The organism is Nocardia sp. NBC_01009 (genome assembly GCF_045208035.1).
In the GTDB taxonomy this organism is placed as follows: domain Bacteria; phylum Actinomycetota; class Actinomycetes; order Mycobacteriales; family Mycobacteriaceae; genus Nocardia.
Map to the genome: position 1 here is coordinate 2,011,611 of NZ_CP108695.1, position 12,210 is coordinate 2,023,820.

At 66.9% G+C, this 12,210-nt stretch carries 9 protein-coding genes; 5 read left to right on the top strand and 4 right to left on the bottom strand.

The window, feature by feature from the left end:
• Nucleotides 1-129: 129 nt before the first annotated feature.
• The 4 genes from OHA42_RS08920 to OHA42_RS08935 all read right to left on the bottom strand — a co-directional run bounded on the left by OHA42_RS08920 (nucleotide 130) and on the right by OHA42_RS08935 (nucleotide 5,012).
• Entirely contained in the window at nucleotides 130-1,500 is a 1,371-nt protein-coding gene (locus OHA42_RS08920; protein WP_406239232.1) for a sensor histidine kinase, read from the bottom strand.
• Between the two features lie 58 nt (nucleotides 1,501-1,558).
• Nucleotides 1,559-2,275, bottom strand: coding sequence for a response regulator transcription factor (locus tag OHA42_RS08925; protein WP_406236084.1), 717 nt, complete (start codon nucleotides 2,273-2,275; stop codon nucleotides 1,559-1,561).
• Between the two features lie 171 nt (nucleotides 2,276-2,446).
• Complete coding sequence (locus OHA42_RS08930; RefSeq protein WP_406236086.1) at nucleotides 2,447-2,836, bottom strand: hemophore-related protein; 390 nt, start codon at nucleotides 2,834-2,836, stop codon at nucleotides 2,447-2,449.
• Between the two features lie 136 nt (nucleotides 2,837-2,972).
• Nucleotides 2,973-5,012 (bottom strand): AMP-binding protein, encoded by a 2,040-nt coding sequence (locus tag OHA42_RS08935; RefSeq protein ID WP_406236088.1) that lies wholly within the window; start codon nucleotides 5,010-5,012, stop codon nucleotides 2,973-2,975.
• A 319-nt stretch (nucleotides 5,013-5,331) separates the two neighbouring features.
• Here OHA42_RS08935 and OHA42_RS08940 point away from each other — a divergent pair, with 319 nt between their 5' ends.
• The 5 genes from OHA42_RS08940 to OHA42_RS08960 are packed head-to-tail and all read left to right on the top strand — an operon-like array spanning nucleotide 5,332 to nucleotide 12,208.
• Nucleotides 5,332-9,189, top strand: a complete 3,858-nt coding sequence (locus tag OHA42_RS08940) for an ATP-binding protein (protein WP_406236090.1) — start codon at nucleotides 5,332-5,334, stop codon at nucleotides 9,187-9,189.
• Nucleotides 9,186-9,599 carry a roadblock/LC7 domain-containing protein gene (locus OHA42_RS08945; RefSeq protein ID WP_011207200.1) on the top strand — a complete coding sequence of 138 codons (414 nt, stop codon included), beginning with the start codon at nucleotides 9,186-9,188 and terminating at the stop codon, nucleotides 9,597-9,599. Before OHA42_RS08940 ends, OHA42_RS08945 begins: the two co-directional genes overlap by 4 nt.
• 7 nt (nucleotides 9,600-9,606) lie before the next feature.
• Nucleotides 9,607-9,981, top strand: coding sequence for a DUF742 domain-containing protein (locus tag OHA42_RS08950; RefSeq protein WP_040686485.1), 375 nt, complete (start codon nucleotides 9,607-9,609; stop codon nucleotides 9,979-9,981).
• The gene (locus tag OHA42_RS08955) at nucleotides 9,962-10,564 is read left to right on the top strand and encodes an ATP/GTP-binding protein (protein ID WP_328408996.1); all 603 of its coding nucleotides are present in this window, start codon (nucleotides 9,962-9,964) and stop codon (nucleotides 10,562-10,564) included. The genes OHA42_RS08950 and OHA42_RS08955 overlap by 20 nt, the downstream gene beginning before the upstream one ends.
• A gap of 51 nt (nucleotides 10,565-10,615) precedes the next feature.
• A complete protein-coding gene (locus tag OHA42_RS08960) occupies nucleotides 10,616-12,208 on the top strand; it encodes a carboxyl transferase domain-containing protein (RefSeq protein WP_406236093.1) in 1,593 nt (530 codons plus the stop codon).
• Nucleotides 12,209-12,210: the final 2 nt, after the last annotated feature.

Genomic DNA, 12,210 nt, shown 5'->3' on the forward strand with positions numbered 1-12,210 from the left:
ACAACGCTTGTCGCACCCCTGGCATTCGGTGTGCGGCATATCACACAATCGTATTGTGCGCCGCGCCGCACACGACTGGTCATTTGGAAATCGCACAGCAGGTGCCGGTGCGACGGTGATCGGAACGGCTCAGTGCGCGGTGCGGTTGGGCAGGTGCAGGACCAGGCGGATGCCGCCGAGCGTGCCGTTGTCGAAATAGGTTTGCCCGCCGTGTAATTGGGCTTGCTGGGCGACCAGGGCGAGGCCGAGTCCGGATCCGCCTTTGCTGGCTTGGCTTCCTCGGAAGAAACGGTCGAACACCGCGGCGCGCTCGTCCAGCGGGATGCCGCTGCCATTGTCGTCAACGGAGATCACGATGTGCCCGTCGGGTGCGCGATGCGCGGACACCAGCGCCTCGGTGGCGCCGCCGTGTGTCACCGAGTTCTTCAGCGCGTTGTCGACCGCGAGGCGCAGCCCGGCGGGCAGGCCGAGGGTCACCAGTTCGGCGTCGGTGTCGATGCGCACGGTCAGTCCGGGGAAATGCCGCATGGCGTCGTGTGCGGCCTGGTCGCACAGGTCGCCGACATCGGTGGCGATGTGGTCGCGTTCGTTGGTGAGATCGCCGGTGGCCAGGCGCTCGAGCGCGGCAAGGGTGGTTTCCACCCGGCCTTGGCTGCGCGCAAGGTCGGTGAGGATCTCGGTGCGCTGGGCTTCATCGAGGTCGAGGGTGCGCAGCACCTCGAGATCGGTACGCATCGCGGTGAGGGGGGTACGCAGTTCGTGGGCGGACACGGCGGCGAAATCACGTGCCGTCTCCAGCGCGGCGGCGGTTTCGTCCTGCGCCTGGTCCACGCGGTGCAGCATGGTGTTCACCGCCTCGGCGAGCTCCTCTGCTTCACGCACACCCGAGCCATCGACCGGTGATTGCGGATTATCGGGATCCGGCCTGCCGCTGCGGGCGCCGACCTGGCGGGTGAGGTCGGTGATCGGTCGTACCGCGCGTCCGGCGAGCAACCAGCCGAGCGCGGCGGCGGCGGCGATGGCAAGCAACGCGCCCGCAAGGACCCAGCGCTTTTGCTCGGCGGTTGCCCGGGCCGCTTCGGCGGCGGGGATGCCGAGTGCGACCGTGCGGCCCGGCGGTTGGTTCTCGGTGGTGGTGAGCATCCGATAGCGGATGCCGTTCACGGTGGCAGTGTGGAAACCTGGTGTCAGATCAGGTAATTGGGTCGGGCCACTGGCTGTGACGACGCCGTTGTCGCGGACGGTGACCGCCAGGTTGGTGTCCAGCCCGGAAATAGTGACGAACCCGGCGGCCAGCTCGGGCTTGAGCAGGACGATGCGCGAGACGATGGTGATCTGCTGATCTATCTGTGCCACATTGTTGCGTTCGATCGCGCGCACGCTGATGAGGCTCAGTATGGACACAATGATTACTGCGCCCGCCGCCGCGGCCCCGGCGACCCTGGTGCGCAGCGAAAATGACCGGCGGCGACGCCTTTTCGTCGGCGCAGGCGGTGCAATCGGCGACCACGAGGTCTCCGGCGCTGCGGGCGAAGAGTCGGTCACCTTGTGCTCGAGTTCATTTGGGCGCTCGCAGCACGAACCCGACACCGCGGATCGTGTGCAGCAGCCGGGGTGTGTCGCCTACCTCGAGCTTGCGTCGCAGATAGCCGACGAAGACGTCGACCACATTGGTGTCGGCCGCGAAGTCGTAGCCCCACACCAACTCCAGCAATCGCTCGCGGCTGAGCACCACGCCCGCATTCCGCGCGAGCGTGGACAACAGCTCGAATTCCCTTTTGGTGAGCTCGATTTCGTTCCCGTGCAGCAGGGCGCGATACCCGGCGATGTCCACCTCCAGCGGCCCGACCGTGACCGCACCGGGCGTGGCCGTTGCGGTCACGTCCGCGCGACGGCGCAGCAGCGCCCGGATCCGTGCCACCAACTCTGCGAGCACGAACGGCTTGACCAGGTAGTCATCGGCGCCGGATTCCAGCCCCGAGATCCGGTCGTCGACCGAGGCGCGCGCACTCAGCACGCAGATGGGCACCTCGTTGCCGAGGGCCCGCAGTGCAGTCACCACCCCGGCGCCGTCCAGCACCGGCATGTTCATGTCCAGCACGATCGCGTCCGGTGCGTGCTCGGCGACGCTGCGCAGCGCTGCGGCGCCGTCCCTGGCGACAAGCACCTGGAAGCCGGACAGCCGCAGCCCGCGCTCGACCGAGGCGAGCACGTCCTCGTCGTCGTCGACAACAAGGACGGTCGGGGTCGTACGCTCGCTCGTCACGTCGTTCATTGTGCGCTTCCGCCTCTCCGGGTATTCAGGCCATTCCAGCAGGTGCTGCGACGTTTTGTGGTCAGGTCCTGCGTTGGGTGCCGCCGGAGTTTCGGGGCGTGCCCGGTGAGTTACCCATGTACTTACGAGAGCAGCCTGTCGGGATCCGAAAAGGCGAACCGCGAGTGCCGGCTAGTAGTTGTGGCAGGAGTCGGCGACCGTGCGGATCGTTGCGCTCAGACCGGAGGCGCGCGGATCGTTCTGCGCGTCCTGCGCCGCACTCGGGTTCTCGTCGATGATGCGCTGGAATTCCGCGCGGCGCTGCTCGACCGGCTGATCGAACTTGCGCTGCAGCTCGGCCTTCTGGCTCGGGTTCGAGTCGAGAATCGAGGCCAGCTGCGGGGCCTTGGCATGCAGGGCAGCGTCGACCTGGGCGAAGGAGCAATCGGAGGTCAGCAGCGGCGCGGCCATATCGGTCATGGCGTCGGCGGAGGCGATGGTCGGCGCGAGGAACATCGCGACGGTGGCGAGTCCGCCCGCGGCGAATGCGGTGTAGGCGGGTCGACTGCGCAAGGCCTTCATAGTGTGGCTCCAGATCTTCGAGGGGTACGTCAGCGGTGGTCTCGACGCTGTCTCGAGGCTATTGCCATGGGCTGGCACATCGGTGAGCTATCCCTGAGAAACCTCTGAGGGATGTTAACGCCGGGTGAACGCAAATCTATGACGGCACAACCGGATCCGCGTTCGGCGCGAGTGGCGTGCCGGTATCTGCCGACGGCGGTTGGGCAGTGGCGATCTGCTGCTCCAGAGCGGCGAGCACCGAGGAGTCCTCGATGGTCGAGGGGATCTCATAGGCGTCGCCCGCGGTGATCTGCCGGATCGTCTTGCGCAGGATCTTGCCCGACCTGGTCTTGGGCAGCGCGGAAACCACCACGGCATCGTGCAGGGTGGCGATGGCGCCGATCTGCTCGCGCACCCGCTCGATCAGTTCGTCGCGCAACTGCGCCGGGTCGATCTCGACGCCGGACTTGAGCACCACATACGCGATCGGCCGCTGGCCCTTGAGTTCGTCGGGCAATCCGATCACCGCGCATTCGGCGATCGCCGAATGACCCGCGATGGCGGCCTCGATGCTGCCCGCCGATAGTCGGTGCCCGGCCATATTGATGACATCGTCGCTGCGGCCGAGGACGAAGAGGTAGCCGTCGTCGTCGAAATATCCGGAGTCGCCGGTGAGATAGTGCCCAGGGAAGGCCGACATATAGGACCGGACGAAGCGGGTTTCATCGCGCCACAGGCCGGTGAGGGTGCCTGGCGGCATGGGTAGGCCGATGACAATATTGCCCTCGGTACCGGGTGCGACCGGATTACCCTCGGCGTCGAGGACGCGCAGCCGGAATCCGGGCACCGGCACCGACGCCGAGCCTGCCTTGATCGGAAGCTGTTGCAGGCCGAGTAGGTTCGCGCAGATCGGCCAGCCCGTCTCGGTCTGCCACCAGTGGTCGACGACCGGGCAGTCGGGCCGGTCGGCGAGCAGGGTCTCGGTGGCCCATTCGTAGGTCGCCGGATCCAGCCGCTCGCCCGCGCAGAACAGCGCGCGCAGCGAGGACAGGTCGTGGCCGCGCGCCAGCGAGGCGTCGGCATCGGCCTTGCGAATGGCGCGCAGCGCGGTCGGCGCGGTGAACAGCACGCGGACCTGATGTTCGGCCACCACGCGCCAGTAGGCGCCCGCGTCCGGGGTGCCGACCGGCTTGCCTTCGTATAGGAGGGTTGTCGCGCCGACCAGCAATGGCGCGTACACGATGTAGGAGTGCCCGACGACCCAGCCGACGTCGGAGGCGGCCCACATCACCTGTCCCGGCCCGACGTCGTAGATATTGCGCATGGACCAGGCCAGGGCAACCGCATGTCCGCCGTTGTCCCGGACCACGCCCTTCGGCTTACCGGTGGTGCCCGAGGTGTACAGGATGTAGAGCGGATCGGTGGCGTCCACCGGCACCGGATCGGCGAGCGGTGCATCGCGCACCGCGTCGTCCCAATCCAGCCACTGCGCGGCGACGGTCTGGGCGGAGCTGGGTAGTGATTCGGTCGCGGGCTGGGGCGCGGGGAAATGGATCGTCGGGAACTGCGCGCGCTGCTTCACGATGACATTGCGCGGCGCGCTGGTCTCGGCAAGATCCAACGCGTGCAAGACGATCGGCGGGTAGTCGATCCGGCGGCCCGGCTCCAGACCGCCGGAAGCAGTGATGATCAACACAGGCGCCGCGTCATCGATGCGTGCCGCGAGCTCGGGCGCCGCGAAGCCGCCGAAGACTACGGAATGCACCGCACCGATACGGGCGCAGGCGAGCATCGCGATGACCGCTTCGGGGATCATCGGCAGGTAGATGATGACGCGGTCGCCCTTGGTGACACCGAGCCGGACCATCGCGCCGGCAAAGCGGGAAACCTCTTCGAGGAGTTCGGCATAGGTGAAAACGCCTCTGGCGCCCGTCATAGCGGAGTCGTATATTAGGGCGGGCTGGTTGGCCCTGCCTTCCTCGATTGCGGTGTCTCCGTGCACATGTCGATCGAGGGCGTTGAAGGAGGTATTCAGGCGAGCATCAGGGAACCATCTGGTCACAGGGCGGGCCACGGTGTCGACGATCTGGGTTGGCGCGACCTCCCAGTCGATCGCCTCCGCCGCACTGCTCCAGAACTCGGCCGGATCGACCAAGCTGGTCTGATAGACCGGTCGGTACTCGTGCTTCGCGTTCAACCCGGTGACTCCCTAGCCTCGCCTCGATGCCCGCCTCGATAGATCAGGACGATTGTGGCAGACTTCACGCGACGCCCGGGTGGGTGCCGCGACCTCTGGTTATGCCTGGAACAGGCTGGTCAAGGCTCGTAGCCCTACTCGGAGTCAACCAAGAAGTTATTGATCCGTTAGAATCTGATGTCACTTATTTGGGCAGTCGTAGACGCAATTTCTCGGCCAGCCGCAGTTCCTCGGCCAGCTCTGCCCGTCGAGCCAGCATGCGAGTGTGGAGGTTCGCTGATGGCGCGTGGTTGGGGCCAGTTTGGAAAGTGAGTGGGAGATGCGTGACGCCGCTAGGTCCGGCAGCAAACGCTGGGCGCTCGGCAACTGGGACCTGCGTTGGAAGGTTACGGCGGTTTTGGCCGTGCCGCTCGCAGTCGCGGTCGGCCTCGGCGTGTCCAGGATTGCTTCCGAGTTCGCCGAGGCGAACCGGCTCGCCGGTGCCGCCGAGAACATCGGCGCCATCCCGGCCGTAACCGCGCTCAGTGCGCAGACGGCGACGACCGCCGCCTCGCAGATGATCGCGCTGTTCCCCGGTGCACCGTCGATCGTGTCGGACAAGAACCTCGCCGACCTCGATGCCGCCATCGGCAATGCGGAAGCAGTTGGCCCCCAGCTGAACGGTGTGTCGGGCGCTCGCGCGTCGCTGGACAACATGCTCACCCAGGCAAAAGCCGTTCGTGCGCAGGGTAAGGCCACCTCAACCCAGTCGGGCACCGAGATCATCGCGATGATCGACCGGGTCCGCAACGACAGCGTGCGCATCGTCGAGTCCACGGTCGGCCAGGTCAGCGACCCCGCCATCGATACGGCGAAGCTACGTCTTGTCGACTCGCTCAACACCCGCGCCTCGCTCGTCGGTGAGATCGCCGCGTTCCCCGAAATCCTGCGCAATGCGCAGGTCGGCGTGCAGGCCTTCCTCACCGCGGCGAACACCGAGCGCTCGCTGCTCAATGTCCTCGCGCACCGGTTCGCCGACGGTGATACCTCGATCGCCGACGTTCGGGCCGGCATCGATACCCGAATCGGGCTGCTGAGCACCCCGCAGTCGCAATCCGGTCAGCTCCCGGTCGGTGACCTGAAGAACTCGCTCACCGCCAGCCTCGATGTCTACGAGCGCGTCGTCGGCAAGGCGACCAAGGACATCGACTCCTCGATGAATGAGCTGGTGTCGACGGCCAACACCGACGCGTGGACCTACACCGCGGTCGTCATCGCCACTATCCTCGCCGCGCTGCTGCTCGCCGTCTTCGTGGCGCGCTCGATGATCGTGCCGCTGCACCGGCTGCGCCTCGCTGCGCTGCGGGTGGCCGAGAGCGATCTGCCACACGAGGTCGCCCAGCTGCGAAACGGCGCTTCCCCGGAGGACGTGCCGCTGGAGCCGATGCCGGTGCGCAGCACCGAGGAGATCGGTCAGCTGGCCCGCGCCGTCGACGACATCCATGGACAGGCACTGCGTCTGGCCAGCGATCAGGCGCAGATGCGTTCTCAGGTCAACGACATGTTCGAGACCCTGGCGCGCCGGTCCAAGTCGCTCGTCGACCATCAGCTCACGCTGATCGAGGCGATGGAGTACGACGAGAAGGATCCGCGACTGCTGGAGAACCTCTTCCGGCTGGACCACCTTGCCGCTCGTATGCGTCGTAACGGTGACAACCTGCTGATTCTTGCCGGTACCAAGCAGCGCCGCGCCAAGTCCGCTCCGGTCGAGATCGCCGACGTGCTGCGCGCCGCGATCTCCGAGGTCGAGGACTACGAACGCGTCAAGCTCGGTGCGACACCGCGCGGTTCGCTGAAAGAACCCGCTGCCTCGGATATGGCGCACCTGTTCGCCGAGTTGCTCGATAATGCGCTGCGTGCTTCACCGCCCGAAACAGACGTGAAATTCACCTTCGCGCAGGCCCATGACCAGGGCATGCTCATCGAAGTGGCCGACCGGGGTATCGGTATGCCGCCCTCGGAGATGGCCGATATCAACCGCAGGCTGGAGCAAACCGCCGAGCCGGGCCCCGACACCGCACGGCACATGGGTCTTTTCGTGGTCGGCAGGTTGGCCGAGCGGCACGGACTCACGGTCCGATTGCGGCCGACCTTCGATACCGCGCGCGACCCGGGTGTCACCGTGACCGTGCATGTGCCGGTCGGCCTGATCGTCATCGGACAGGGACAGCAATCCGCACTGCCGACGCAGGCCGCGCCCCAGGTGTCGGCCGGTGCTCCACAACGGCAGGCGAGTTCGTCATCGATGCAGATGCGGGGAATTACCAGGACTCCTGGGGGCAATGTGATGGTCACCGTCGATCCCGGGGTGAGCGGCCCGATTCCGGTCAGCAGCCCGGCCCCCGCAGACGGTGGTCCGGTCGCGGCAGGCGGTGGCTTGCCGCAGCGGTCGCCTGGATCGACGATGTCCGCTGGCCTGAGCCCCAATTCGACTCAGGGCGGTCCGTCTCTGCGCCCCACAACCGGACAGGCGCCGAGCGGTCCGCAGCGCGGCAAGCTCGCCGCGGCGAGCTTGCCCAAGCGCAGCGTGTCGCCGGGTGGTCCGCCGCCGCGTCAGCCGGATGGCGGCGAACCGATCGTGACGGGTCTGCCGCCGCGTGATGCGAACTCCGGTGAGCTGCCACTGCGGCAGCCGGGCGCCAATGGTGTGCCACGGTCTTCCGCAAGCGGAGGTTTGCCGCAGCGTCAGCCGGGCACCACGACTGGCCTGCCGCAGCGTCAGTCGGGTCTGAACGGTGTGCCGCCGCGCGAACCAGGTGCGAGTGGTCTGCCCCAGCGTGAGTCGAACACGGGTGGTTTGCCGCAGCGTGAGCCGAGTTCCGGTGGTCTGCCGCAGCGTGACTCGGGCACCGGTGGTTTGCCGCAGCGTGAGCCGAGCGCGGGTGGTCTGCCGCAGCGTGACTCGGGCACCGGTGGTTTGCCGCAGCGTGAGCCGAGCGCGGGTGGTCTGCCGCAGCGTGACTCGGGCACGGGCGGTCTGCCGCAGCGTCAGTCGGGTCTGAACGGTCTGTCACCCCGCGACCCTGCTTCGGGTGGTTTGCCGCAGCGTGATTCCGGTCCGAACGGTCTGCCGCCGCGCGATCCCGCTTCGGGTGGTCTGCCGCAACGTTCGTCGGGCCTGAACGGTCTGCCGCAGCGGGAACCCGGTGCCAACGGTCTGCCGCAACGGGAGTCCGGGGCGAGTGGCCTCCCGCAGCGTGATTCGAACACGGGTGGTTTGCCGCAGCGTGATTCGGGTCTGGGTGGTTTGCCGCAGCGTGATTCGGGCACTGGTGGTTTGCCGCAGCGTGAGCCGAGCACTGGTGGTTTGCCGCAGCGTGATTCGGGTCTGGGTGGTTTGCCGCAGCGTGATTCGGGCACTGGTGGTTTGCCGCAGCGTGAGCCGAGCGCGGGTGGTCTGCCGCAGCGTGATTCGAACACGGGTGGTTTGCCGCAGCGTGATTCGAACACTGGCGGTTTGCCGCAGCGTCAGCCTGCGGCGACGAACTTGCCGCAGCGGGACGCGCTGGGCGATCTACCGCAGCGTCAGCCCGGCTCGCAGGTGCCGCCCGGTCTGCCGCAGCGTGACGCGAACACCGGTGGTCTGCCACAACGAGAATCGACATCCGGCCTCGGTCTGCCGCGGCGCGAGCGCGGCAACCCGCAGCCACCGAGCGGCGAACAGCCCGCGCTCTCCGATTCCGGAGCGCCGTTGGCAGGCCGCGACCCCGGCCGCCACAGCTTCAAGGCCGATACGGGCAAGGCCGCGTCGTTCTTCCAGACCAGGCTGCAGCCTGCGGCGGAAACCAACTCACCCATGGACAGCCCGATCTTCGCCGAAATGATGTCGGCGTGGCTGACGGATCCGAACCCGGACCGGTCCCAGGTGGCCGCGTCCTTCGAATCGCCGGGCGACGAAGGATGGCAGGCGGCTCGCGCAGCGAGCGAAGCCCAGGCCGAAACAAAGACAGCCGCCGGGTTGCCCCAACGCAATCCGGGCGGAAGGCTGGTCCCCGGCGCCGTAAGCGGCGTCGCGGATCGGGCGGCACGTCGCGATCCAGAAACGATCAGGTCCAGCTTGAGTCGTCACCAGCAGGGCGTCCGGGATGGCCGCGCAATGAAGGCAACGAACCTAACCGGAGATAAAGGAGACCGATGAACCCCGATCTAGGTGGTACGAATCGTCAGCTGGATTGGCTGGTTTCGAACTTCGCCAACGAGGTTCCTGGCGTAGCTCATGCCGTCCTGGTCTCGGCTGACGGCCTACTCATGGCCGCGAGCGCCCAGCTGCCCGTCGATCGCGCCGAACAGCTCTCGGCTGTCACGGCGGGACTCGCCAGCCTCTCGGTCGGCGTCTCGAACCTGTTCGAGGGCGGCACCGTTTTGCAGTCGGTGGTCGAGATGGAGCACGGCTACCTGCTACTCATGGCAGTCGGCGACGGCTCTTACCTTGCGGTGCTGACCAACACGTCCTGCGACATCGGTCAGGTCGGATACGAGATGGCCTTGTTGGTCGAGCGTGTTGGCCAGACAGTGCAGGCCACGCCACGCGTCACGATGGGTTCCTGATGGTGGGATGGACATAGACGATCACCGCATGGGGAGCGCCGAGCCGAGCCTCGTACGCCCATACTCATTGACTGCGGGCCGCACCAGGCCCGCAGTCGAGTTGGCATTGGAAGCCCTCGTCGCCTCGCATCCGGTCGCCCTGGAGCGGCAGTTCGAACTGACCAACATCGAGACGTCCATCGTGGAGTTGTGCAGAGAATCGCCGTCCGTTGCCGAGGTAGCGGCGCGTTTGGGTATCCCGATCGGGGTGGCCAGGGTGCTGGTGGCCGACCTCATCGAGGCCGGGCACGTCCGAGTTTCGGCGACTTTGAAAGACGATTCCAGCGACGATGAACGTCGCGAGCTGATCGAAAGGGTTCTCAGTGGACTCCGGCGTATTTGATTCGACGGCACAGGTCGATACCCGAACCAGCAAGCCAACCTCGGCGAAGATCGTCGTCGCCGGCGGCTTCGGTGTCGGCAAGACCACGTTGGTCGGTGCTGTTTCGGAGATTGTTCCGCTGCGCACCGAGGCGTTGGTGACCAATGCCAGCACCGGAATCGACAACCTGACAGGTGTTCCGATGAAGTCCACCACCACGGTGGCCATGGACTTCGGTCGGATCAGCCTTGCCGACGATCTGGTCCTGTACCTGTTCGGTACGCCGGGCCAGTATCGGTTCTGGTTCATGTGGGACGACCTGATCCGCGGCGCCATCGGCGCCGTGGTGCTGGTCGACACCCGCAGGCTCGAGGACAGCTTCGCGGCCGTCGACTACTTCGAAGCGCGCAACCTACCGTTCCTGGTTGCGCTCAACGAGTTCGACGACGCACCGCGCTACCCGATCGAAGACATCCGTCAGGCGCTCGCGGTGCCTGCGGATGTGCCGATTCTGTCGATCGATGCGCGGCGGCGTGAGCCCGCCAAGCATGCGCTGGTCTCGTTGACCGAGTACGCCCTGCGCAAGGTGATGCAGGGCTACTGAGTTGCTCGCGCGGCGCGCGTCGAATCAAGACCGGGTAGTTATTCTCCCTCGGTGAGGATTTCGGCGCGCGACCTGCTCGGGCAACTGCTCGACCCGGACTCATTTGTCAGTTGGGATCGGCCACCCGTCGCGGTGGCCGCCACCCGGCGGTATCACGAGGATCTGCGTAAGGCCGCGGTTGCGGCGGGCACCGATGAGTCGGTGCTCACCGGCGAGGGGCTTTTGCGTGGCCGCAGCGTGGCCGTAATCGCTTGTGAGTTCGGATTTCTGGCGGGCTCCGTCGGGGTGGCCGCCGCCGAGCGGATAGTCTCGGCGGTCGAGCGTGCCACCGCGTCCGGCCTGCCGCTGCTTGCTTCGCCGACGTCCGGCGGCACCAGAATGCAGGAGGGCACGGTTGCCTTCGTGCAGATGGTGAAGATCGCAGGCGCCGTCGCCACCCATAAGGCCGCGGGCCATCCCTATCTGGTGTATCTGCGCGATCCGACCATGGGTGGGGTGTTCGCTTCGTGGGGTTCGCTGGGGCATATGACCTTTGCCGAACCCGGCGCGTTGATCGGGTTTCTCGGCCCTCGGGTCTACAAAGCGTTGTACGGCAAGGACTTTCCCGAGGGTGTACAAACCGCCGAGAACCTCTATCACAGTGGTGTCATCGACGGCGTTGTCTCGGTGCCGGTGTTCCGCCGCATCGCGCATCGCGCCTTGAGTGTACTCAGCGGTGTGCCGGATCCTGTTGCGGCGGAACCAGGTTGGGCCGCGCCCAGGCACCACGATGGTGGGGATCTCGAGGGCGCGGATCTCGCGAGCCGAGCCTCCGAAGGCTCGGCTTGGGAGTCGGTGACCATCTCGCGCCGCCCGGGTCGGCCCGGCCTGCGCGACCTTTTACGTCATGTGACGCAACGGGTTCCGCTCAGCGGCACCGGTCAGGGCGAATCCGATCGCACCATCGTGCATGCGCTGGCCAGGTTTCGAGGCAGGCCCTGCGTGGTGTTCGGGCACGACCGCTCGGGCCAGCAGGGCGAGCACACCATGGGCCCGGCCGCACTCCGGGAGGCCAGGCGCAGCATGGCACTTGCCCAAGAGTTGCGGCTGCCGCTGGTGCTGGTGATCGACACGGTCGGCGCGGCGTTGTCGAAGGAGGCGGAAGAGCGCGGACTCGCTCCCGAAATCGCCCGCTGCATAGCCGATTTGGTGACCCTGGACACCCCCACCATTTCGGTGCTGCTCGGTCAGGGCACCGGCGGCGGAGCGCTGGCGCTGCTGCCTGCGGACCGGGTGCTCGCCGCCACGCACGGCTGGCTGGCGCCGCTGCCACCGGAGGGCGCGAGCGCGATCGTCTACCGCGACATCGACCATGCGCCGGAGCTGGCCGATGCGCAACGCATCCGCGCCGCCGACCTGTGCGCGGACGGCATCGTGGACCGCATCGTGCCGGAGCTCCCGGACGCGGCCGACGAGCCGGTCGATTTCGCCCGTCGCATGGTCGCCGCCATCGCGGCGGAGCTCACCGAGCTGCGGGACCGACCGCTCGCGGAGCTTCGCGCAGCGCGTCACAACCGCTACCGCAGACTGGGTCTCCCGGGCGGTGACAGGTCGATCCGAGCCGAATCGCCGGAAGTAAATCTAGGCCCCACCAGCGAATTGTGAGC